Raw genomic sequence first — 25128 nt, 5'->3', positions numbered from 1 at the left:
AATTAAAATAAACCGTTTTCACATTGATCGATTTTTTTCAGTTGCGCTAAAATAGTCATGCGGTTTGTCAAAGTGGTGAGAAAAGAAACGAAAATAATCAGGAGAATAATTTTTCCATAAGGAATGGAATTTATGGAAATATGTCCAAATAAAGCGGTTACTTGGCTGGCTTCTGCTCTTCCTAAGTTATAATTTGTCCACAGACAAAAGGACGAAAACAGAAATATACTTGTGAGACCACCATATAAAGCACCGCGCAGCGCATTTTTAAAAAAATGCCAGTCAAATTGACGGGCAATGAAAAGGGTTTCAGTACCAAGAAAATATAACACATTGATAATATGGGCATTTTCTGCCAATGCATTGCGGGTGGCAAAAACAATGGTGAGGATTAGAGAACCTAGAACCAATGCTAAAATTGAAAAACCAATGAAAACAGAAGTGTATGCCATGGTCGTAAAACGATGGACCCAAACACGGTGATCATCAAATTGACCGCCTGGAATTTGAGTTTTAATGGCATGATTAATGGCGGCAAAATTGATTGTCTCATCTTCTTTTAAGGTGACAATGATAAGGCGGGGAAGGGGCAATTCGTTCACATTAAAACCTGTTCCAAGCCATGGTTCGAGTAACTTTTCGGTGGCGTTTTGGTCAACAATTTTTGCATCTTGTACACCAGAAAATGTTTTAACCAATGTTACTGCCTCATGAAGTGCTTTGTTGATATCAACATTATCAACGGGGCGTATTTGTATTGTTGCTTCATAGCTAATTTGATTGCTCCAATTTTTGGCAGAACGCTGGACTAAATCAACACCAATTAAGGTGAGGCTTGAGAGAAATGTCATAATAGCAATGATGGCAACCAGTGCTTGTCCAGAGATGTTGCTACTGGGAATAATCGCTGTTGTGTTTTTTTTATTGTTGGTAAAAATGGAGAAAAATTTATTCATGAATCGTCATCCGTCCGTTATGGAGAAGCATACGCCGTGCTGCAACTTGTTCCATTAAGGCGATATCATGAGTGGCAATGATAACAGCCGTTCCAAAACGGTTTAATTCAATAAACAAACGTAGCAGGCGTTTCGCTAAGGGTGGATCGACATTTCCTGTTGGTTCATCGGCAAGCAAAATTTCAGGTTGATCAATAAGCGCGCGTGCAATGGCGACTCTTTGTTTTTCCCCACCGGAAAGAACCGGTGGTAAAACATGAATATGATCGCCAAGACCTACCCAACAGAGAAGATCTTCTACTTCACTGCGATAGGTTGCTTCTTCTTGTCCTTTAATACGTAAAGGCAAGGAAACATTTTCATAGGTGGTCATGTGGTCAAGGAGACGAAAATCTTGAAAAACCACACCGATACGTTGTCGTAGTGCAGGGAGCTCTTGTCGTCTGAGTAAAGCTGTGTCTGTTCCAAATAAATCAATATGACCACGCGTTGGTTTGAGTGCTAAAAACATCAGACGCATCAATGATGTCTTACCCGCCCCAGAGGCTCCCGTGAGAAATTGAAATGATCCAGCAGGAATATGAAAGCTAATATCGCGAAGGATCTCTGGGCCCATTCCATAGCGCAGACCGACATTTTCAAAATGAATCACTTTTTATTCTTACTCCTGATTTTATCTTGTAGCATTTATTCTAAAAATTTTTGCCGTTTCATGGCGTTAGGCTTTTGTTGTAAGCTTGTTCATTTTAGATTTCATGGTTTCTTTCTGCGTCTTTGTTATCGATCAATATTTTTGCTCAAAAATATTATCATTTATACTTGCTCTTTCTCCCTTTATTTATGATTTTAGCAGGAATTTCAAAGTGATTCTAGCATAAACATCAGAATTATCTTTTCTTCTTGCTCAGAGACTTTTTTGCATTGAGGGGGCATGAAGCCATTAAAAAGGCACTTTAGAAAAGCTCTGTTGCTCTTTTGATCTTATTTTCTTATTCACATGCATATTCCCATTAAGAGCATATTCCAATTAGGAAGTTTTTCTGCTTATCGGTGGTTTTCATAATAATGCCGAAATATTTGAGGAAAAAATAAAAACCACCGTATGGTTGTATTTTGTCGTGTTTCTTTAATCTTGTCGATTGGCAATCAGATCTTCAACAACTTGTGGTTCGGCAAGGGTTGAAATATCGCCTAAATTATCAAAATTATTTTCAGCAATTTTGCGTAAAATGCGTCTCATAATTTTTCCTGATCGCGTTTTGGGAAGCTGCGGAGCAAACTGAATTTTATCCAATATAGCAATGGAACCTATTTCCTTTCTGACATGCTTGATAAGGTCTTTTTGCAATTCTTCACTTGGCGTTGTTCCCTCCATGAGGGTGACAAAACTGTAGATTCCCTGTCCTTTAATGGGGTGAGGGTAACCAACAACAGCGGCTTCTGATACAGCAGGGTGTAAAACGAGGGCCGATTCAATTTCTGCTGTTCCTAATCTGTGCCCTGAGACATTGAGAATGTCATCAACGCGTCCTGTAATCCAATAATAGCCATCACTATCGCGTCTACAGCCATCACCTGTAAAATATTTCCCTTTATAGGTGGAAAAATAGGTTTCGATAAAGCGCTCATGATCCTTATAGAGCGTGCGCATTTGTCCTGGCCATGAGTCAATAATACAAAGATTGCCTTCTGCTTCTCCTTCCAGAATATTTCCTTGCTCGTCTATGATTTGCAGTTGAACCCCAAAGAAAGGACGTGTGGCGGAGCCTGCTTTAAGAGGCGTGGCACCGGGGAGGGGGGTGATCATATGTCCCCCTGTTTCTGTTTGCCACCATGTATCGAGAATCGGACAACGGTCATTTCCAATTGTGTGATAAAACCATTCCCATGCTTCTGGATTAATTGGTTCACCTACCGTTCCTAAGAGCCGTAAGGATGTTCTTTTTGAGCGTTCAACAAATGAATTTCCCGCACCCATTAAGGCGCGGATAGCGGTTGGTGCTGTATAGAGCGTATTGACTTGGTGTTTGTCGACAATTTCCCAAAATCTTCCCTTATCAGGAAAGGTTGGCGTGCCTTCAAACATTAAAGTGGTGGCTTTGTTGCATAGAGGTCCATAAACCAAGTAAGAATGCCCTGTAATCCAACCAATATCGGCTGTACACCAGTAAATTTCACCAGGGTGATAATCAAAAACATATTTGTGGGTTATTGCGGCATAAACAAGATAGCCCCCTGTGGTATGTAAAACACCTTTGGGTTTGCCGGTTGAGCCTGAAGTATAAAGAATAAAAAGCGGATCTTCAGCATTCATTGGTTCTGCTGGACAGTCTGTTTTTGCATGAGCGATTTCTTCGTGGTACCAAAAATCACGCCCCTCTATCCAATCAATTGGTCCGCAAGTCCGTCGTATAACCATAACTTGATCGACACGCACATTTTGGCGGGCGGCTATTTCAATAGCATGGTCAACATTGTCTTTTAAGTTAATTCGTTTGCCACCCCGCAAGCCGTGATCAGCAGTAATAATGAAGGTCGATTCACAATCAACAATGCGTCCTGCTATGGCTTCAGCAGAAAAGCCTGCAAAAATAACCGAATGAACAGCACCAATGCGGGCACAAGCGAGCATGGCATAGGCTGCTTCGGGAATCATAGGAAGATAAATGGTTACTTTATCGCCTTTTTTGACACCGTGGTTTTTTAAGATATTGGCAAAACGACAAACATGTTCATAAAGTTCGTTATAGGTTATTTTTTTATCATGATAGGGGTTATCGCCTTCCCAAATGAGCGCAATTTGATCGCCATGGGTTTTCAGATGACGATCAATGCAATTATAGGCTACATTTGTTATCCCATCCTCGTACCATTTAATTGATACACCATCGTTAAAAGAAGTATTTTTTACTTTTGTAAAAGGTTTAAACCATTCAATACATTGACCATGTTTTGCCCAGAAGCTTTCTGGATCATTGATGCTTTCCTGATACCATTTTTGATAAGTTTCCTCATCGAGCAAAGTATTTTTTTTGATCTCTTCTGATATCGGATAAATTTTTTCAGTCATGTTTCCCTCTTTTAATTTATCTTAGGGGAAAATCAGTCCACTGTATTTTTAGGCAAAACTTCCCCGTAAGCTTTTCATTATGAGGGTAGACTAAATGACAAAGATTGGAATAGTCAATTTTTAAAATCTGAAACTCTTGTCTTCAAGTGAGTATTTTATGCTCATTTAGGATACTCAAATGCAACAGAGCCTTGTCGTACAGAGCTTTTTATAAAAGCATAAAGATATTAAAAAAATACCATATAAAAGAGACAGATGAAGGTATTTTATTGATTATCGCTTGGAATGTTTTTTATTTTGTATTGCCTTATTCAAATAAGAATAAGTTCATTAATAATTAAATAACCCAAAATATCTACATAAACTATCAGAAATAATGAACAGAATTACTGTATATAATGTTGATTTTATAGCTACTTTCCAACTGTAACCACCAATTTTTTTAAAACCAATAGCATATATAGGGATGAATACAATGAGAATGCAAAACAGTCTTATGAGTTCATAACGAATGTTCATTATAAAATATTTCTCACAACTTGATATAAACCAATATAGTTAAATAAAAGACTAACCATAAAGAACATAATGCTTATTAATAATGCGTTTTTTAGAGAATCTTTCCAACTATAATAAATAAATCTATAATAAAACATATATAAAAAGCCAAAGAAAAACGTTGCTATAAGCGATTCAATGATTTTATAAGCAAAATCTGACATTATAAATGATAATTTCTCATTAAATAGCACCATCGATATTTTATTCAGTGTAATCGGAACTCATCCGATAAATATTAATATAAACCAAAGTATCTACACAAACTATCAGAAATAAAAAATAGAATTCCCACAAATAATCCTGTCATTATGGATTGTTTCCAACTCCAACCACCGAATGTTTTAACAAAAGTAGCATATATAGGGATAAATACAATGAGTATTAAGAGCAATCTTGCAATTTTATAAAGAATATCCATTATAAAAAGATCCTGATTATAATATTTTATATAGTAGATACCTCTGAAAATTATTTTGTCCATAGATATTTGGTATATTCTCTCGAATATATTTACAAAACTACTAATTTCAGAGATATCTTTGTCGCTATTCTCTATAAATTAGAACCAACACTCATGAGCTTTCTGTACGAACCCCAAACCAAAACCTCCGAGGAAACCAGTCGTAAAGCCTGTAACTCCACCCATAAGTGCACCTGGACCAGATATAGCTCCCATTGCTACTCCGGTTATCCCTCCTGCAACTGCCAAGTCAAAACCCTGTGCATTCATGTGATTTATAAAATCACTAGGTCTACATGCATTTCCATAAATGATAGGTGTTGAGTCATTTATCGTATAAGTTAAACCTGAAAAAATTTCTCATTTTAATCCTCCTAATATTATCTACATTAAAATAGTATCACAATGATACATTTAAAATTGCTATCACCAATTTTAGAAAAGTATCAAGTATAATTTTAAAAATTACAATAAAAATGACTGTATAAATAGTAAATATATTATGTATATGAATTTTTTTCTTAAAAAATAATAATATTATAAAATATAAGAAATTACACCATATTTTTTCTTAATTTAAGTTTAAAATTAGAAAAATTGCGTATATGAAAAGTTGGTGTTTTTTTCTTTGTTTATGAGAACGATAAAGAAATATCGTTATTGAAATCAGTTTCATTGCCTTTGTTTTGCCTGCATGTATTATGCGCATATGCATGGGATTCGTTCTTTTATTTTTCAGGCGGATATTGACCGCATGTTACGCTTTGTAGAGCATAGAAAGCCTCTATGCTATCCTTGAACCTTATAGATTGCTGTCATGTTGTTTAGCGCGGTTCTTGGTGCTCTATTGGGCATTTGAGATGTTTATTTTGCTCAAGTGATTTATATGAAAGAGTTTTGTTACTGTATTATGCAGCTATAAGCCTCTTTTGCTTGCTTTACGTCATTGGCAGATGGGGAAATTGTTTATACATATTGGATAAATTAACAGAATTCGAGGTTTTTAATGGAAGTCATTGCGATAAGCGTGCTGAATATTCTTTTATTTATTTCGCGACAGTTTTTCCATTTATGCGCAACGCCCCTATTTTTATTATTTTGCTTTTATATTTAGGATTTTTTGTGTGTGGTACTTTTGCTGGAGGTGGTGATTAGAGAGGGAAGAAGAAGAGCCAAGGTGCGAGAATATGAAAGCCAAGGGCTGTTTTGAAGTCATTGTACGGGTTGAGGGTGTGCTGGTGAGAAGTTTAGGAAGAGCATTTTTGTTCATTTTGCTCATAGGGAGAATGAGAGACGGGAATGTTTTCTGTTAGAGTTGCTCTTTTAGTGAGAGGAATATTTTTTTCATTTCTGTTGTTTTGGGCTTGTTCGTAGAGTTTTCAATGGGGATGTATCTTGGGGAAGTTGCTTTACACGGGGCGTTTGCCAAATAAAGCAGAGCCAATGCGAAGGACATTGGAGCCAAATTGTAGAGCTGTTTTAAAATCATTAGACATGCCCATGGAAAGCTTTGGAAGACCAGCTTGTTTTGCTAATTTTGCTAATAGGGCGAAATAGGGACCGGGGTTCTCTTTGAGAGGGGGGATGGCCATCAGACCGATAATATCAAGTCCATAGTTGTTTTTGCATCGAGAAACAAAAGGGATCATGTCTTGCGGCGAGATGCCAGTTTTTTGTGGCTCTAAGCCAATATTGATCTGAACATAGCAGGGGAGATGCTTTTTTTGTTTTTGCATTTCTTCTGCCAAAATTTTAGCTATTTTTTCACGATCAACCGTTTGAATGACATCAAAAATTTTAACAGCTTCAGCAGCTTTATTGGATTGTAGGGGACCGATGAGGTGAAGTTTAATATTTTTAAATTGTTGACGTAACCCGAGCCATTTTTGTGCTGCTTCTTGCACACGATTTTCTGCAAATTGAGAGTGACCAGCTTGCAAAAGAGGGTAGATATCAGCGGCAGAAACAGTTTTTGAAACAGCAATCAGTTCAACTTCTTCCACAGGGCGTTGGAGTTCTTGGCATGTTGCTGCAATGTCTTTTTGAAGGTTGTGTAATGCCTCGATAGAAGAGTTATGTGGGGAGGAGGGGCTATGAGGGGGCATGTGTGTATTCATGTTTTTATGCTTTATCGTGTTTGTTTAAATTTTGTTCAAGTTTTATTCAAGAGGGTGGTTATTTTTATAAAATACTTCGGGAAATATTGCACGAAAATGTTGACGATGAGGTTAATCCATGGTCAAGCATAATAAAACAAGTTTTTGGTTCAGTTTTATCAAAAGAGTATCATGGGAATGACATTTGAGCATTATAAGATAGGTGAACGCTATAATCCACGTGCGAGAGAAAAAAAATGGCAAGAAATTTGGGATGAAAGGAAAATTTTTCAGACTGTAGGGGAAAATGGTCGTAAAAAATATTATGTTTTAGAGATGTTTCCTTATCCGTCAGGCCGTATTCACATGGGGCATGTGCGCAATTATGCCATGGGAGATGTGGTGGCACGCTATAAACGCGCAAAGGGCTTTAATGTGCTTCATCCTATGGGCTGGGATGCTTTTGGAATGCCGGCTGAAAATGCTGCTTTGCAAAGTAAAGTGCATCCTAAAACGTGGACTTATGAAAATATCGCCGTCATGCGTGGGCAATTAAAGCAATTAGGGCTTTCACTCGATTGGACACGGGAATTTGCAACGTGTGATGTGGACTATTACCACCGCCAACAAATGCTGTTTCTTGATTTTTATCAAAAGGGGTTGGTGGCGCGTAAAGTGGCGAAGGTCAATTGGGATCCCGTTGATCATACCGTTTTGGCCAATGAACAGGTTGTGGATGGACGGGGTTGGCGTTCGGGTGCGTTGGTTGAACAGCGGGAATTAACCCAGTGGTTTTTCAAAATTAGCGATTTTAGTGAAGATTTACTCGCAGGACTTGAAGAACTGGATCAATGGCCAGAAAAAGTGCGCACGATGCAAAAAAATTGGATCGGAAAATCCCAAGGTTTGTTGATTCGTTGGGCTTTAAAGGCAACAGCTGATGATGCAAGGGATGCTCATGATGTTTGTCAGTCCTTTAATGAGGTTGTTTGTTATTCAACGCGTCCTGATACCCTGTTTGGTGCTTCTTTTTTAGCTCTGTCTGTTGATCATCCCATTGCGCAAGCTCTTGCAAAAAAGGATAAGGAGCTAGAGGCTTTTGTTGAGAGTTGTCGGAGTGGTGGAACGACAACAGCAGCACTTGAAACAGCGGAAAAACTAGGGGTTCGCACATCGCTTGTGGCGGTGCATCCTTTTGATGAAACAGTGCATATCCCCGTTTATATCGCTAATTTTGTGCTGATGGACTATGGTACCGGGGCTATTTTTGGTTGTCCAGCTCATGATCAGAGAGATTTCGATTTTGCGCGTAAATATGACCTTCCGATAAAACCAGTGGTTTTGCCAAAAGGAGAGCAAGCGGACAATTTTGTCATTACTAAAACACCTTATGTGGGTGATGGGGTGATGATTAACTCCAGCTTTTTGAATGGTTTGACACCCCAACAAGCCTTTGAAGAAGCCGCCAAAAGGCTTGAGGGGCAAGTGCTCAATGGGCAACCGCAGGGAGAAAAAACAGTGCAATTTCGATTGCGTGATTGGGGAATTTCGCGTCAACGTTATTGGGGGTGCCCCATTCCGATGATCCATTGTAAAACGTGTGGTGTTGTTCCTGTACCCCGTTCTGATTTGCCGGTTGTATTGCCTGATGATGTTACTTTTGATCAACCGGGCAATCCTCTTGTGCGGCATGAAAGGTGGCAAGCTGTTGCTTGTCCTTCCTGCGGTCAATCTGCCAAACGCGAAACGGATACCATGGATACTTTTGTGGATTCTTCTTGGTATTATGCACGCTTTACGGCTCCTTTTGCCGCAGAACCTGTTGAAAAACAAGCAATCGCTGAATGGTTGCCTGTGCAACAATATATTGGTGGAATTGAGCATGCGATTCTCCATCTTCTTTATGCGCGCTTTTTTATGCGTGCTATGAAACTGGTTGGTCATGTGAGTGTGGATGAGCCTTTTAAGGGGTTGTTTACGCAAGGGATGGTGGTGCATGAAACCTATCGCGATGATCAAGGGTGGGTTTCTCCAGCAGAGATTTCGATTGTTGAAAAAGATGGAAAACGGTGTGCTTATAAATTAACCGATCAAAGCGAAGTGACGATTGGTTTGATTGAGAAAATGTCAAAATCAAAAAAGAATGTTGTTGATCCTGATGATATTATTGCCTCCTATGGCGCTGATACGGTACGCTGGTTTGTGTTGTCTGATTCTCCGCCGGAAAGAGATGTCATTTGGACAGAATCGGGTGTTGAAGGTGCGCATCGCTTTGTCCAGCGTGTTTGGCGCCATGTGGCTTTGAGTGCCCCTATTTTAAGGGATATCGCCCCTTGTGCAGGGCATCAGGGAGCGGCTTTGGAATTCTCAAAGGTTGTACATCGCACGCTTCACGCTGTCGAAGATGATTTAGAAAAATTTGCTTTTAATCGAGCTATTGCACGTCTTTATGAATTCTTGAATATTATGGCACCTTTGCTTAATAAAGTGGCAGATGTTGAGGATGAAATGAAAGCGGCTTTGCGTCAAGCTATGGATTTTTTTCTTGCCATGATTGCACCGATCATGCCCCATTTAGCTGAAGAATGCCATGCTGCTTTAGGGGAGGAAACTTTAATGTCTGAACTTGCTTGGCCTGTTTATAATCCCGCCTTAATCGTTGAAGAAAGCTATACCTTGCCGGTGCAAATTAATGGTAAAAAACGCGGTGAGGTCACCGTTGCTGCAACAGCGAGTGAGACGATGATTAAAGAAGCGGTTTTGGCTTTAGATTTCGTCCAGGCGCAGCTGGGTGAAAAACCTATGAAAAAAATTATTATTGTTCCACAAAGGATTGTGAATGTCGTTCTTTAAAAGTTTTCTGCTTGTTGTTTTAGCGGGTGTCTTCACACTGTTGTATGGGTGCAAAATTGAACCGCTTTACCGTCAAGAGTCGCAGAGTTTAAGAGTAATGAATTCTGCTGTTTATGAGGGGTCTTATGCGCATCAGAATTCTATTTCTGAGCAAGCTTCTTTGGGGCTTTCAGCAAAGCTTAGCTCTATTGTTGTGGAAGAGCCTTCGGATCGTTTTGGACAAATGGTGCGCAATCATCTGCTGTTTCTATTGTATGGAAAGGGTGGTAAACCTTCTCAACCGGCTTATCGATTGGCATTGCAGATATCCGTCTTGACAAGAGAATCGATGCAGATAGAGGTCGATTTTGAGAAAAAGAGAAAGGGACGTCCTTCTGTTGGAACTGTTATGAGCAAAGCTTCCTATACCTTGCAGGATATGAAAAATAGGCCTGTTGCAAAAGGAACAGCAATAATGAATGCATCTTTTGAGCGACTTCGTCAAGAATATGCAACGATGCAAGCAGAAGAAGATGCAAAAAAGCGTGTGGCAGAAGAGCTGGCTGAACAGATTTTTTTGTTACTTTCTAGAGATCTTTCCAATAAAACTTCTAGTCCTTAGGCAATATTTTGTCCTGTTTTTTGCCAATCGTTGAGAAATATTTGTAACCCTTTATCTGTAAGGGGATGGTTGACGAGGGCTTTTAAGATTGCGGGTGGAACTGTTGCAACATCAGCACCGCTTAGGGCTGCTTCTTTGACATGGTTAACGGTGCGGATTGAAGCGGCTAAGATTTGTGTTTCGAAGTTATAGTTATCATAAATTGTGCGAATTTCATGAAGGAGTTCACTTCCATTGAGTTCGCAATCATCGAGTCTCCCAATAAAAGGCGAAACAAATGTTGCACCTGCTTTGGCTGCAAGTAAGGCTTGATTGGCAGAAAAACAAAGGGTGAGATTTGTTTTTAGTCCTTCTGCTGTCAGAGCTTTACAAGCTTTTAATCCATCCAGTGTTAAAGGAAGCTTGATGCAAATATTATCGGCAATCTTTGCTAAAACAGCCGCTTCTTTCATGATGTTTTCAAATTCTGTTGCGGCAACTTCAGCAGAAACAGGCCCGCTAACGAGAGAACAAATTTCTTTTGTCACTTCAAGAATATTGCGTCCTGATTTGAGGATAAGAGAGGGATTGGTGGTCACACCATCAACAAGGCTTAAATTCTGTAATTCTCGTATTTCTTCAATATTGGCGCTGTCCACAAAAAATTTCATCTCTAACCTCTTCCTTTTAGCTTTTCATATTTTATCTTGCTCTTTTGTTATGCGCTATTGTTGACTACAAAAGCAAGAGCAAGAATTTAATATAAAGAATAAGAATGCTATGGTGTTTATCATGCCCGCTTTCTGGAAAGGAAGATCGCGGGTCAGTAAATGGGCTTTTGTGTCATAAATTACCCTTGAAGAAGTTATGTGTTTTACGCATGAAGTTTTTCCTATGTTCAGAGAATTTATTTATAACGAAAAAATTCTCGTATTAAGCGTTTTTATTACAATATGTAAAAATAATTTATCTTTATAAATCAATCTATTGAGAATAAGTTGAGCGTTGAGCTGGAAAAAAAATAAAAATGTGTATGTTGGCATGAGGTTACACTATGGGATTGCAAAGGAGTGCAGTGATAATGTTGTGTGGAATGCTTAATTGTGATGGATTTTAATTGGCACTGGAGAATGGTGCTGTTTTTTTGTTAGAGAGGATGACGTTGTATTGATTGTTGGTGTTTTGGTGATGGAATGCGTCTTAAAAAGAATTTTGGGGAGAAGCTTGTTGTGAAAATGGGAGTGATTGAGGTCCGCCATGAATTTTACCTGCAATGAATTTTATAAGAGTGTTTAAAGATAAGGGGTAGACTTGTTGGTGTTCAAGAGGATCGTAGACAAAAGGATTGTAGATAAGGGGGGGGTGGATTGGTTAAAAGGGTGAATTCAAACATGATAGAGGAAAAGGTTGTCTCTGTTTTGGTTCCTCTTCCTGTTGCGTATGCTTATAGTTATAAAGTTCCGTCTTCTATGGAAGTGGAAATTGGTTCTTTTGTTCGGGTTCCGGTGATGGGGCGTGAGCTTTGCGGTTTTGTGGTGGATGTTGGGGAGAAGACAAAAGATGGGCAAAGAACTGCTTCGGTGGCGCGTGAAAAATTACGTTCTCTCTTACATGTTTTTGATTGTCCGCCATTAAAGGCAGAGATGATTGCATTTTTGCGGTTTGTTAGCCGTTATACCATGACACCTTTTGGTCTTGTTGCACGATTGGTTTTGTCTGTACCGGCTGCTTTAGAGCCAGAAGCGCAAATGCTGGGACTGCGCTATTGTGGGGGAGATGTGGAACGTCTTACACCAGCCCGCTTACGGGTTTTGGAATTGGTGCGCAATGAGAAGATCTGGACACGTTCTGGTCTTGCGCATGCGGCTGGAACATCTGTGTCTGTTGTTGAAGGTTTAAAAGCGCTAGGCGTTTTTGAAGATGTTAAAATTCCTGCTCCTGATCTTGTGGGTATGCCCGATCCTGATTTTTGTCCTCCTCAGTTGCAGGGCGCACAAAATGAGGCTGCCACATTGTTGCGGGAAGGGGTTTTGTCTTCTCAGTTTCAAGTTTTTTTGCTCGATGGTGTGACGGGCTCTGGAAAGACAGAAGTTTATTTTGAAGCGGTTGCTCAAGCTTTCAAAGGGGGTAGCCAAGTTTTAATTTTATTGCCGGAAATTGCTTTAACACAGCAGTTTTTAGATCGTTTTTATGCACGCTTTGGCGCTGCGGCAGCAGAATGGCATTCCGATTTGACACCGCGTCGTAGAGAACGTGTCTGGCGACAAGTTGCAGAAGGGCGGGTGCGTGTTGTTGCGGGAGCTCGTTCGGCACTTTTTCTTCCCTTTCATGCGCTTGGCTTGATTGTTGTCGATGAAGAGCATGATAGTGCTTATAAACAAGAAGAGCGCATTTTTTATCACGCGCGTGATATGGCTGTTGCTCGGGGTTCTTTTGAGCATTTTCCTGTTATTTTGTCCTCAGCCACACCGTCGATTGAAAGCCAAGCCAATGTTTTAAAAGGGCGTTATCAAAAGGTGCATTTACCCTCCCGTTTTAAAGAAGTTGCCCTTCCACAGTTGCGGGTCATTGATATGCGCCAAGGAGGAGTGCAAAAGGGGCGCTTTATTTCCTTTGCCCTTGAAAGGGCTTTAAAACAAACGCTTGAAAAAGGCGAGCAGGCGCTGCTTTTTCTTAATCGTCGTGGTTATGCGCCTTTAACTTTATGCCGAGTTTGCGGACATCGTTTTCATTGTCGCGATTGTTCAAGTTGGTTGGTCGAACATCGTGCGCAAGGGCAATTAAAATGTCATCATTGTGGCTATCATCAATCCCTTCCAGAAGCCTGTCCTGAATGTGGAACATTAGACCATCTTGTGGCTTGTGGACCGGGTGTGGAAAGAATTGCAGAAGAAACACAAGGGCTTTTTCCGCAGGCACGATCATTGATTCTTTCAACAGATCTCAAAGGGGGGATTGGGCAGTTGCGAAGCGAATTGCAAGCCATTGCCAAAGGTGATGTGGATATTATTATTGGGACACAGTTGGTCGCTAAAGGACATCATTTTCCCAAGCTCTCTTTGGTGGGGGTTATTGATGCTGATCTTGGTCTTGCCAATGGTGATTTACGCGCCAGTGAACGAACCTTCCAGCTTCTCTCTCAAGTGACTGGAAGAGCAGGGCGGGTAGGATTGGAAAGTTTAGGATTATTGCAAACCTATCAACCCGATCATTCGGTCATAAAAGCTTTACTTTCATGCCAACCAGAAGATTTTTACACACGGGAGATTGCAGTACGTCAATATTATCATTTACCTCCCTATGGGCGACTTGCCTCTTTGATTGTATCGGCACAACAGCGCCAAGCTGCAGAACATTATGCGCGAGCACTCCGTCAAGCCGCACCGCGGGAGAAAAATATCTCAGTTATGGGACCCGCAGAGGCGCCTTTGGCTCTGGTTCGGGGGCGTTATCGTTTTCGGCTTTTATTGCAAGGTCAGCGCTCTTTTGATATACAAGGGTTTATTCGGGCAATGCTGAGCAATGCCCCCAAAATGCCCAGTTCTGTTCGGGTTCAAATTGATATCGATCCGCAAAGCTTTTTTTAAAAATCAAATTTCTCTTTCAAGTAATTGGAAGAAGAGGGGGGATTGGATTGGAAAGTTTAGATTATTGCAAATCGATTAATCCGATCCATCCGGTCATAAAAGCTTTACTTTCATGCCAACCAGAAGATTTTTACACACGGGAGATTGCAGCACGCCAATATTATCATTTGTCTCCTTATGGGCGGTTTGCTTCTTTGATTGTGTCGCACAACAGCACCAAGCCGCAGAATGTTATGCGCGTGTATTACATCAAGCTCGTGCACCGGGGGGAAATATCTTGCTTAATAAATCAACAGAGACATCACCCTTATTCGTACAACATATTGATTTATTAAGAGTTTTAACTTCTACACGTTACAGGTGAGGCGCTTGTGTGGTGTGGAATTGTGCAAGAAAGGCATGCCTCTTATGAACTGTTTCAAGTGTCAAGGGTTTATCGCAACATTGAGGCAATGGGTGAGAGCCGTTGGTTTGCTTCTGATCAAACGTAAAGATGGGGGCTCAATGGCGGTTTATCGCCTTCATGGGTGCTGTCGCGAAATGGAGATTCTCCATTTCTTACAGTTTTGTTCCTTTCGTTCTTTAATGGAAGCAGATTTTTCATGCAAAGCAGAGCATTCCCAATCGAGTATTCCCAAAAAAGAATATCATTATGGTTACTTTCATCTAATTGTTTGAGCAAATATTTCTCAGAGTGTTGGTATTCATTTTATGATGTTGCTCATCAATAATGTAAATGCTTTGTATAAATGAAAAAGCCGTTAAGGCTTTCTATCTTTAGGGTATCGGGTGGTACCATTATTGAGCTTTGAGAAACTGTGGATACATGAGAAGTGTTTTTGGGCAGTTTTTTTGCAAGAAAATATACTTGATGAAATATTTTAAAAAGTAGAGGGCATTTAAAGCGAAAGGATCATTTTTGTTAATTTTAAGGAGATATCTATTATTATTTTTTGCTTGTTCATTTGAAATAATAGATTTTTAAAGTAGTAGTCGCTTCTCGCAAAACTTTTGTAGGATAAGAGGAGTAATCTTCAAAGAAAAACTGTTTTGGGAGGGCAAGAGCGCTTGAAGCACAATAATTGAAGCACAATAGAGAGCGTGAAAATCGCTTATAACAATGTCAAAAAGAGGCATAAAAAAACCGTGATGCCATCTTGGAGATCTAAAAAAATCCTTTTCAAAAATATTTTGAATATTTTATTTAAAATTTTTAAAAAGCAGCGATTTGTGGTGTTGCGAGTCGGCTATGTCTATGCTAGAAACCGAATGGTTTTCGTTCGAGGTTTTAAGAAGAAGATTCTTAAGAGTGAGAATGTCTGTTTCATTATCATCTGATAACTATCAGAGAGTCGCTCAAGAGAAAGAGGCGGTATTTCGTGTCGGATTCATTTTCTCTCATACCGCTGCCGTTGGTAGATCAACGTTATGCGCAAGCGCTTTTTAATTGCGTTCAAGAAGCAGGAAACGTTGAAAAAATTGAAAAGGCAGTGGAAGATTTTTTGTTTGTCTTAGAGCAAAATGAAGATTTAAAACACTTCGTGCTCAGTCCGTTCTTTTCAGTCAAAGAGCAAATTAAGGTGATGCAATCTGTTTGTGAAAACATTAAATTTGCTGATAAAGAAGCAGGGCAGATTGTTAGTAATTTTTTACGCGTTATCGCAGCAAATCGTAGGCTTAGTGCTGTATTTGGTATTCTCCATGCTTTTCAGCGTTGTGTTGCACGCGCTCGGAAGCAACTTACTGCGCAAATTGTTTCTGCGCGCCCGTTGAGTTCTCAACAAAAACAAGAATTGTGTGAGACTTTGGAAGGTGTCATTGGGGGAAAAGTTTTGCTACATATCATTGTGAATCCAACAATTCTTGGTGGATTAATCATTCGTGTCGGGGCGTCTCAAATTGATACGTCTCTTCTCACAAAATTGTCTTCGCTTAGGCTTGCATTGAAAAAAGAGGTCAGCTGATGGATATTAGACCATCTGAAATTTCAAAAATTCTGAAAGAGCAAATCAAAAACTTTGACCAAAAGGCTGAGGTTTCAGAAATTGGTTGGGTTCTCTCTGTGGGGGATGGTATCGCTCGCGTTTATGGTTTGGATAATGTTCAAGCTGGGGAAATGGTTGCTTTTCCAAATGGTGTGCGCGGGATGGCGCTCAATTTGGAAGTTGATAATGTCGGTGTGGTCATTTTTGGCTCAGACCGCGATATTCGTGAAGGGGATTGTGTAAAGCGATTGGGCGCTATTGTCGATGTCCCTGTGGGACCCGCTTTGCTTGGCCGTGTGGTTGATGCTCTTGGAAATCCTATAGATGGTAAGGGACCACTTAAGGAAACAGAGCGTCGTCGTGTTGATGTTAAGGCACCAGGGATTATTCCGCGTCAGTCTGTGCATGAGCCTATGTCAACCGGATTAAAAGCTATTGATGCGCTCATCCCTATTGGGCGGGGGCAGCGTGAGTTGGTGATTGGTGATCGCCAAACAGGAAAAACCGCGATTTTGCTCGATACATTTTTAAATCAAAAACCGTTCCATGAAAAAGGGGCTGGACGAGAGCAGGATAAAGTTTATTGTATTTATGTGGCTATCGGTCAAAAACGTTCGACGGTGGCACAATTCGTTAAAGTTTTAGAAGAACGTGGAGCACTGGAATATTCTATTATTGTTGCGGCAACCGCTTCTGATCCTGCGCCCTTGCAATTTATAGCACCTCTTGCAGGATGCGCGATGGGCGAATATTTCCGCGATAATGGGCAACATGCTTTGATCGGTTATGATGACTTGTCAAAACAAGCAGTGGCTTATCGTCAAATGTCTCTTTTGCTGCGTCGTCCACCGGGGCGTGAAGCTTATCCAGGAGATGTTTTCTATCTTCATTCACGTCTTTTAGAACGGGCGGCAAAATTGAATGCGGAAAATGGATCAGGGTCGTTGACAGCTTTGCCGGTCATTGAAACGCAAGCAAATGACGTTTCGGCTTATATTCCGACAAATGTGATTTCGATTACCGATGGGCAAATTTTCTTGGAAACCAATTTGTTCTATCAGGGTATCCGTCCTGCTGTAAACGTTGGTCTTTCTGTATCGCGTGTTGGTTCGGCTGCACAAATTAAAGCCATGAAGCAGGTTGCTGGATCGATTAAAGGGGAATTGGCGCAATATCGTGAAATGGCCGCTTTTGCGCAGTTTGGTTCTGATTTGGATGCATCAACCCAGCGGCTTTTAAATCGGGGAGCACGCTTGACAGAGCTCTTAAAACAGCCACAATTTTCTCCCCTTAAAACAGAAGAACAGGTGGTGGTTATTTTCGCAGGGGTGAATGGCTATCTTGATTCTCTAGCGGTTTCTGATGTTGCGCGGTTTGAGCAGGGGCTTCTGGTACTTTTGCGGAGTGATTATCAAGATCTTTTAAAAGCAATTGCTGAGCAAAAGCAGATAACAGATGAGCTAAAAGATAAGTTGATAACTGTTCTCAACACTTATGCAAAAAATTTTTCGTGATGAATTGATGGAATGCTTGAATGGCCTCACTAAAGGATCTTAGAGACCGTATCGCTTCGGTTAAAGCAACACAGAAAATTACCAAAGCTATGCAGATGGTTGCAGCAGCGCGGTTGCATCGTGCACAAGAGGCAGCCCAATCAGCACGTCCTTATGCGAAGAGGATGGCTGATATTTTAACCAGTGTTGCTGGGGATGTGGATGGTGTTGATGCACCGGCTCTTATGCGGGGCACGGGGCACGATGATGTGCATCTCTTGGTTGTCTGTACGGCTGAGCGCGGTTTATGTGGTGCTTTTAATGTGCAAATCGCTCGTCGTGCTCGTGAGCAAATTAAAGCGCTGTTGACCGCTGGTAAAATTGTGAAAATTATCACTGTGGGCAAAAAAGGTGCGGATATCTTATCGCGTGATTACAAAAGTTTGATGATTGATCACATCGATTTACATGCTGTAAAGCGAATCGGTTTTGCAGAGGCGCTGGTGATTAGTCAACGCATTGTTGATTTGTTCAATGAAGGCGCTTTTGATGTTTGTACATTGTTTTATTCTGAATTTGTTTCCGTGATTAATCAACGTCCAACAGCTTTTGGCTTGATCCCAATGGGGGCTCCAAAAGCAGCTGTTGAGGCAACAGATGTTGTGGAACAAAAAGAGACAAGCAGAGATTCGCAATCAATTGTTCATGAGGCGATTGTTTATGAGTATGAGCCTGATGCTGCTTCTCTTTTAGAGGCGCTGGTGCCCCGCAATCTTTCAGTGCAAATCTTTCGGGCTTTACTCGAAAATGTTGCTGGTGAAATGGGCGCAAAGATGACCGCTATGGACAATGCATCGCGCAATGCAGGTGAAATGATTAATAAATTGACGGTGGCTTATAATCGTCAACGTCAAGCACAGATTACCACAGAATTGATCGAAATTATTGCGGGCGCTGAAGCGCTTTAAATGGAAAAGGTAAGGATTGATGGCAAAAGCAGTAACCTCAAGTAAAGGAGCAGAAAAAGGTGAAAAAAAGAAACCAGCTGCTCGTTCCGGTGTGAAAAAAGATGCTTCGAAATCTCAAGTGAATGTAAAGATTTCGTCTGCGCCTGCGCGTAGTGCCGCTAAAGATACACCGGTGAAAAAAGAAGAGCGTGCAAAAGGCGCTGTTGGCGAGATCAAGCAGGTTATTGGTGCTGTCGTTGATGTGCAATTTGAAGGGGCATTGCCAAATATTCTCAATGCTTTGGAAACAGAGAATTTAGGCAATCGCTTAGTGTTAGAAGTTGCGCAGCATTTGGGTGAAAATACGGTGCGTACGATTGCGATGGATACGACCGATGGTCTGATGCGGGGACAAAAGGTCGTGGATACAGGTGCACAGATTAGTGTTCCTGTAGGAGAAGCGACATTGGGGCGTATTATGAATGTGATTGGAGAACCCGTGGATAATGTGGGACCAATCGCTTCAACCAAAACGCGTTCTATTCACCAAGAGGCACCTGAATATGTCGAACAATCAACTGTTTCAGAGATTCTTGTCACGGGTATTAAGGTTGTGGATTTGTTAGCCCCTTATTCTAAAGGGGGTAAAATTGGCTTGTTTGGTGGTGCTGGTGTTGGAAAAACCGTTCTCATTATGGAGCTTATCAACAATATTGCAAAGGCACATGGTGGCTATTCCGTCTTTGCTGGTGTGGGAGAACGGACACGTGAGGGAAATGATCTTTATTACGAAATGATCGAAAGCCGCGTGAATGTGAATCCAAAAGAAAACAATGGTTCAACAGAAGGCTCAAAATGTGCGCTTGTTTATGGGCAAATGAATGAACCACCAGGAGCACGTGCGCGTGTGGCTCTTTCAGGATTGACCATTGCAGAAAGCTTCCGTGATGAAGGACAAGATGTTCTCTTCTTTGTGGATAATATTTTCCGGTTTACACAAGCAGGGGCTGAGGTATCTGCTCTTTTAGGTCGTATTCCCTCTGCTGTGGGGTATCAGCCTACTTTGGCAACGGATATGGGGGCTTTGCAAGAACGTATTACCAGTACAAAAATAGGCTCTATTACTTCTGTTCAGGCTATTTATGTTCCGGCTGATGACTTGACAGATCCTGCGCCGGCAACGTCTTTTGCCCATTTGGATGCCACAACCGTTCTTTCGCGCTCTATTGCGGAAAAGGGAATTTATCCAGCCGTGGATCCGCTTGATTCTTTCTCGCGTATGTTGGATCCATTGATTGTGGGGGAAGAGCATTATACGGTTGCTTGTCAAGTGCAAACCATTTTACAACGTTATAGAGCGCTTCAGGATATTATTGCTATTCTTGGAATGGATGAACTTTCTGAAGATGACAAATTGTTGGTGGGACGGGCGCGTAAAATTGAACGTTTCCTTTCGCAACCTTTCCATGTGGCGGAAGCCTTTACGGGTTCGCCAGGAAAACTTGTTCCTTTGGAAGACACAATCAAAGGCTTTAAAGGTCTTTGTGCGGGCGATTATGATGATTTGCCAGAAGCTGCTTTTTATATGGTGGGTTCGATTGATGAAGCCATTGAAAAAGGAAAACGTCTCATGGCAGAGGCTTCTTGAATTAGAAGCTTCTTACTTGAGGAAAAATCTGTCGTGAATATTTGTCGTTAAATAAGGGCAAGTTGTTGAAAAAGATAAGTTGGTAAAGAGGGCGGAGAGTCCTTCAGGGTATTGTGGAGACTTTTGTGGAAAACAATAGAGAAGAGCGTTTTTTGTTTGAGCTTGTTTCGCCTGAAAAGATGGTGTTTTCAGAGCAGGTGGTGTCTGTTGTTCTTCCTTCCGCTTCTGGTGCTTTGACTGTTATGGCACATCATGCACCATTGGTGGCAAGCATTGTGTTGGGGGCTGTTCGTGTTCGCACCTCTGTGGGAGAAAAGCTCTTTGCTGTTTACGGAGGTGTTGCAAATATTACCTTTTCGGGTTGCTCTTTATTGGTCGAGCATGTTGTGGCTGTGGAGCATCTTTCTTTTGATGCCTTAGAACAGCAGATTTTGCAGGTTCAAGCAACATTAGAGGGGGGAACGAGTGATGCGGACAATCCTAAAATCGAGGCTTTTTTCCAACAATTGTCAGCTGATGGTTCTGTGTTGATAGAAGCGTAGCAGGGTATATTAGGAAAAGGTGACATGAGCGGAAAAAGAAGTACGGTTATGTCTGCCAAAAGGGGCGGAAAGCCTTTTCCTCGTCCTGGTCGTGTTTTTGCGGGACCTTTGCCGAAATGTTTTGTTTATATTTTCGCTTCTCTTATTTTGCAATGGGCTTATGGCTTAGGAGCCAATATTGTTCAGTCTAATATTGTCCATCTGACCGGTGATTTTCATGCAACTTTAGCCGAGACGACATGGTTGGTTGCAGCCTATATGGCACCAAATGTCAGTGTGGCGATTATGTTGATCAAAATTCGCTATCAATTTGGTTTGCGTGCTTTTGCTGAACTGTCGATCCTTGGCTTCGTTTTGGTTTGCGCGTTGCAGCTCTTTGTGACCGATTTGCGTTCTGCGCTGATTATTCGCTTTTTTGCTGGGATCGCTGCTGCGCCTTTGGCTTCGCTTGCGTTACTTTATATGATGGAGGCTTTTGCGCCAGCGAAAAAGTTTACTGTTGGTCTTAGTTTGAATTATATGAATGCGGCTTTAGCAGCACCTTTATCGCATTTGATTTCTCCTGATTTGTTGGAAAATGGCGGATTTTCCAGTCTTTCTGCTTTGGAAATGGGGTTGGTTCTCATCAGTTTGGTCTGTATCTATACGTTGCCTCTGACCCCTGTTGTCCGGAGTAAGGTTATTCAAAAGTTAGATTGGATAAGCTATGGTTTGATTGCTCTTGGTCTTGGTCTTAATGCTGTGATTATGTCTGTTGGCATCTTGTATTGGTGGTATGAAACACCGTGGATTGGTTGGGGGCTTGCACTGGCTATTTTCTCTTTGGCTGTTGCTATTATGATTGAGCTTAATAGAGAAAAACCATTGATTGATCTGCGTTGGATTTTCAGTAAAGAAATGATTCAATCTGTTTTTATTTTATTGATTTTTCATGTTTTCTTGTTGGAACGATCCAATTTGCCCTTCGGTTTTTTTAATCTTTTTGGTTTGCTCAATCGCGAGATGGCACCCATGTATTTTGCAGTGACATTGGGGACTCTGTTAGGGGGGGCTGTTTGTGTGTTTTTTTTACGGGCAGGGCGTGAGGATTATTTTTATTTGTTATCTTTGGGTTGTTTGGCTCTTGGCGCTTATTTAGATAGTCGTGTAAACCATTTAACGCGTCCACAAGATATGATGTTGAGCCAAGGATTGGTGAGTTTTAGTTATGCACTTTTTTTGCCTCCTGCGCTTTTTAAAGGGTTTGTGATCGCTGGTGAGCGAGGACCGCGTTATGTTTTGAGTTTTATTGCTGTTTTTTTACTCACACAAGTAACGGGGGGATTGATGGGGTCGGCTTTTTTTGGCAGCCTGCAGTTTTATTTTGCCCATAAGAACTTTGAGTCCTTAACACAAAATATTGTTGTGACTGATCCGCTTATTTCTGGTGAGATGAATACTTTATTTTCGCCTTCTTATGGTGCTTCTGTTGCTCATGGCTTGGGAAGTGATCAGGGGACTTCTCTATTGATAGAGAAATTTAAGTTAACAGCAAATATTTTTGCTTATGATGACGTTTTTCGGCTTTATTTTTATATTTCAATGGTTGTATTCGTTATTTTTCTTGTCACAATGATTGTTAAGTCATGCTCTGTGCGTGCATTAGAAAAAGAGTGATGTCATAGAAGAGGGGTGCAAAAAATGATAAAAGCATTACGGTCAAAGGCTACGATTGTTGCATTCCTGTCAGGTATTATGGGGGTTTTGCTGATTTTGTGGGCTTGGAGACTTCCTCCTTTTGTGAGCAATATTCAAATAACGGATAATGCTTCCATTAAAGGCGATGTTACTTTGGTTAGTTCACAGATCTCTGGGGTGATCGCACGGATTTATGTGCAAGATTATCAACGCGTTGAAAAGGGAATGCTGCTTTTTGAGCTTGATGATTCTCTTTTTCGTCAGCAGCTTGCACGCGCACAGGCTGTTCTCGATTCAAAAAATGCAAAATTGGCCAGTATTGAATTGCAAGCACAGCTTTTGCAGGGTGAAATTAATACAGCAGAAGTCGAATTGGCCCGTTCACGAGCATTCTCCAATGTTGTTCCTGATAAAAAGTTAGGCTTTGGTGATGCGGCAAGTGCTGTTTCTCGTCCTCTTTCACAACTCTTGGCAGCATTGGAAACAAAACGGCAATTGCAAAAACAATTAAATCTTGAACGGCAAAGTTTACAGTCAGAAGTTGCGGGCGCAAAGGTGGGGGTTGAGTTGGCAAAACTCAATCTCGATCATACAAAGATTTTATCGCCTCGAACAGGCTATATTGGATTGGTTGGCGCTAGGGTAGGACAATATGTTATGCCGGGAACGCAATTGGTCTCCGTTATTTCTGATGATATTTGGATTATTGCTAATTATAAAGAAACGCAACTTTCTCAGATGCGTGTGGGACAACCGGTTGTTTTTTCTGTTGATGCATTGAACAACAAAAAGTTAACAGGGCGTGTGGTTCGTTTTGCTCCTGCGACAGGTTCAGAGTTTTCATTGTTAAAAACGGATACGACAATTGGTAATTTTATTAAAATTGCGCAACGTATTTCCGTACGGATTGCTTTAGATCCTGGACAGGAAGGAATCGAAAAACTCATTCCTGGGATGTCTGTAGTTACGTATGTGGACACTTCGCAGCGGGTTGATTCTGGAGGATAAAATTTTGGGTTTTTTCAATTTAATTTTTATACCGTTTTCTTATAGTAAGTGGTTGTTCACTTTAGAAGATTTCGTTTGGTTTGTGATGCTCTATCTTTTAAAGCTCTTAAAACTCTTATTGGTCATGATGTAAAATAATGCTCTAAAAAACATTAAAGCGCATGTCTCTTTAATTCCTTCCATTTCTTTTGAAATAACTCAGTCACAAGAGGATGAGAGGGGGATGGAATAATACGTAAAAGCTTGCTTGTCGTCTCTTACCATGCTGTTCTTTTAGATGTGGTGGTGTGGATTGCATGCGTGCAGTAATCCCTGCTCGATCAAAAGCTGAATGATAGACTGTGGGGTGAAAAATTTATCTTTTGGGCGCGTAAGGTTAGGGGACGTAAAGTATTGTGCTTTATCAGTAATAAAAAAATGCCCGCTTTGAGTCGGGCATTAAAAGGGGGAAGATTGTTGGTATTAGTAATTTTTGCGGATCAGCAAGAAGCTTGCCAAAACGACTCCTGCAGCTAATGCGAGGGTTTTTTTAGGATTTTCTTTCGCTTTTTTCTTTAATTCTGTTGCATGTTCGTTAAGGTGGTAAAGTGCGTGACGCCCCTTTTGTTTCCATGTGTTAAACAGCTCAGAAATGTTTTCAAAGCCATCATTTTGAGAACTCCAATGATTTACGGGGACCAGTTCTCTTTTTAATTGTGCAATACGTTTTTTAATTTTAGCATTTTTAGCGTTGGTTGAAAATAGATGCATTTGTTGACTCCTTCATGTGTTAAATTGTGTGCATGATCGTTGGAATTGTGTTTGGGGTTTTGCTATAACGGCTTAAAAATTGAAAGGTTGCATTGATGATGCGACTTGGGGTGGATTGTGTTTTGGGAGTGAGGTGAAAATTAAGCGTTTGGGTTTAATAAGGCATTTTTTAAATATGCTTGCGTCCATTTCATGATGGGGAGTGTAAAGGGTATAAGGTACAATCTTCTGCAAAGGATAATTTCTTCGTCAAGGCTATCAAGCTCGTTGCGCATTCCCATCTTTATTTCATCAAGGTATCAAGCTGGTCGTTTTATTTTCTTATCCTTGTTTCACAGTTTGGAGACAATTCTTCAAGCATTTTTACTTTTTTTCGTTTTTATCTCCATGGTTGTTTATCTCCATGGTTGCTTGTAGTGTGCAGGGGACATGGCTTTGATTGATGATGAACAGGTTTGAAATGAGAGAAGCTTACGATGTTTTGGTTTTTCAGCAAATTTGTAAAATAAATGATTATAAATCAATATGTTGTCTTGATTTGATGGTATGTTCTGTGTGTTTTTTAACATTTTTAAAAATTGTACTTTGATAAGCGTTATCTGTTGTGTTGTAAAATATTGTTCTTCGATGACGTTGATGTAAGGTATAGGTGTAAAAATACAGTTTTGCCTCTGTCTGATTTTAGTTTCTTTTTGAAGAAACTAAGTGTAAAAGTGTGAATGAGAACAGGAGTGGTGGGACTTTATCCGGGGCATCTGTGAAATGAATCTCTCTTATGAGCTGAATTGCATCAGGGGGTAACAGATGAAGCTTTAAGCAATCTGTTAAGATTGGTGGGTGGTGTTATTTTCGTTTTCGTCTTTTGAGGCGTGGAGGAGGTCGATGTAAATGATGGTTGAGAGTGCAGGTTTTAAA

19 protein-coding genes are annotated in these 25128 nt (G+C 40.7%); 12 read left to right on the top strand and 7 right to left on the bottom strand.

What is annotated here, in order from left to right; genetic code table 11:
- Positions 1–2: 2 nt before the first annotated feature.
- The 4 genes from D1093_RS00665 to D1093_RS00635 form a co-directional block, all read right to left on the bottom strand.
- Positions 3–956, bottom strand: a complete 954-nt coding sequence (locus D1093_RS00665; protein WP_120099940.1) for a cell division protein FtsX — start codon at positions 954–956, stop codon at positions 3–5.
- Positions 949–1608, bottom strand: a complete 660-nt coding sequence (ftsE, locus tag D1093_RS00660) for a cell division ATP-binding protein FtsE (protein ID WP_005774531.1) — start codon at positions 1606–1608, stop codon at positions 949–951. The genes D1093_RS00665 and ftsE overlap by 8 nt, the downstream gene beginning before the upstream one ends.
- A gap of 474 nt (positions 1609–2082) precedes the next feature.
- Entirely contained in the window at positions 2083–4026 is a 1944-nt protein-coding gene (gene acs / locus D1093_RS00655; protein ID WP_120099938.1) for an acetate--CoA ligase, read from the bottom strand.
- A 1120-nt stretch (positions 4027–5146) separates the two neighbouring features.
- Positions 5147–5317, bottom strand: coding sequence for a hypothetical protein (locus tag D1093_RS00635; protein ID WP_244614009.1), 171 nt, complete (start codon positions 5315–5317; stop codon positions 5147–5149).
- A 705-nt stretch (positions 5318–6022) separates the two neighbouring features.
- Here D1093_RS00635 and D1093_RS00630 point away from each other — a divergent pair.
- Complete coding sequence (locus D1093_RS00630) at positions 6023–6202, top strand: hypothetical protein (protein ID WP_120099934.1); 180 nt, start codon at positions 6023–6025, stop codon at positions 6200–6202.
- Between the two features lie 254 nt (positions 6203–6456).
- On the opposite strand, the gene D1093_RS00625 is transcribed toward D1093_RS00630, so the two are convergent.
- Positions 6457–7164, bottom strand: coding sequence for a YggS family pyridoxal phosphate-dependent enzyme (locus D1093_RS00625; RefSeq protein WP_120099932.1), 708 nt, complete (start codon positions 7162–7164; stop codon positions 6457–6459).
- A 177-nt stretch (positions 7165–7341) separates the two neighbouring features.
- On the opposite strand from D1093_RS00625, the gene leuS reads away from it, so the two are divergent.
- Positions 7342–9996 carry a leucine--tRNA ligase gene (gene leuS, locus D1093_RS00620; RefSeq protein ID WP_120099928.1) on the top strand — a complete coding sequence of 885 codons (2655 nt, stop codon included), beginning with the start codon at positions 7342–7344 and terminating at the stop codon, positions 9994–9996.
- A complete protein-coding gene (locus D1093_RS00615; RefSeq protein ID WP_120099926.1) occupies positions 9983–10597 on the top strand; it encodes an LPS assembly lipoprotein LptE in 615 nt (204 codons plus the stop codon). Before leuS ends, D1093_RS00615 begins: the two co-directional genes overlap by 14 nt.
- Here D1093_RS00615 and fsa read toward each other — a convergent pair.
- The gene (gene fsa / locus D1093_RS00610; protein ID WP_120099925.1) at positions 10594–11247 is read right to left on the bottom strand and encodes a fructose-6-phosphate aldolase; all 654 of its coding nucleotides are present in this window, start codon (positions 11245–11247) and stop codon (positions 10594–10596) included. The genes D1093_RS00615 and fsa overlap by 4 nt on opposite strands.
- 720 nt (positions 11248–11967) lie before the next feature.
- On the opposite strand from fsa, the gene D1093_RS00605 reads away from it, so the two are divergent.
- The 9 genes from D1093_RS00605 (at position 11968) to D1093_RS00560 (ending at position 23463) form a co-directional block, all read left to right on the top strand.
- Entirely contained in the window at positions 11968–14163 is a 2196-nt protein-coding gene (locus tag D1093_RS00605; protein WP_150222240.1) for a primosomal protein N', read from the top strand.
- 408 nt (positions 14164–14571) lie between these two features.
- A complete protein-coding gene (locus D1093_RS00595) occupies positions 14572–14841 on the top strand; it encodes a hypothetical protein (RefSeq protein ID WP_005774935.1) in 270 nt (89 codons plus the stop codon).
- Between the two features lie 701 nt (positions 14842–15542).
- The gene (atpH, locus tag D1093_RS00590; protein WP_120099922.1) at positions 15543–16127 is read left to right on the top strand and encodes an ATP synthase F1 subunit delta; all 585 of its coding nucleotides are present in this window, start codon (positions 15543–15545) and stop codon (positions 16125–16127) included.
- Positions 16127–17662, top strand: a complete 1536-nt coding sequence (atpA, locus tag D1093_RS00585) for a F0F1 ATP synthase subunit alpha (RefSeq protein ID WP_005774933.1) — start codon at positions 16127–16129, stop codon at positions 17660–17662. Before atpH ends, atpA begins: the two co-directional genes overlap by 1 nt.
- A gap of 20 nt (positions 17663–17682) precedes the next feature.
- Entirely contained in the window at positions 17683–18609 is a 927-nt protein-coding gene (locus tag D1093_RS00580) for a F0F1 ATP synthase subunit gamma (protein ID WP_005774932.1), read from the top strand.
- A 19-nt stretch (positions 18610–18628) separates the two neighbouring features.
- Entirely contained in the window at positions 18629–20236 is a 1608-nt protein-coding gene (atpD, locus tag D1093_RS00575; RefSeq protein ID WP_005774931.1) for a F0F1 ATP synthase subunit beta, read from the top strand.
- Positions 20237–20361: 125 nt separating this feature from the next.
- Positions 20362–20778, top strand: coding sequence for an ATP synthase F1 subunit epsilon (gene atpC, locus D1093_RS00570; protein WP_005774930.1), 417 nt, complete (start codon positions 20362–20364; stop codon positions 20776–20778).
- Positions 20779–20802: 24 nt separating this feature from the next.
- A complete protein-coding gene (locus D1093_RS00565) occupies positions 20803–22434 on the top strand; it encodes an MFS transporter (RefSeq protein ID WP_120099920.1) in 1632 nt (543 codons plus the stop codon).
- 24 nt (positions 22435–22458) lie between these two features.
- Entirely contained in the window at positions 22459–23463 is a 1005-nt protein-coding gene (locus D1093_RS00560; RefSeq protein WP_078674196.1) for an HlyD family secretion protein, read from the top strand.
- Positions 23464–23925: 462 nt separating this feature from the next.
- Here D1093_RS00560 and D1093_RS00555 read toward each other — a convergent pair whose 3' ends face one another.
- Entirely contained in the window at positions 23926–24213 is a 288-nt protein-coding gene (locus tag D1093_RS00555; RefSeq protein WP_120099918.1) for a hypothetical protein, read from the bottom strand.
- Positions 24214–25128 lie beyond the last annotated feature (915 nt).

It is taken from the genome of Bartonella kosoyi, from assembly GCF_003606325.2.
GTDB lineage: Bacteria > Pseudomonadota > Alphaproteobacteria > Rhizobiales > Rhizobiaceae > Bartonella > Bartonella kosoyi.
The sequence above is the reverse complement of the archived record's forward strand: the minus strand, read 5'-3'. Positions and strand labels throughout refer to the sequence as shown.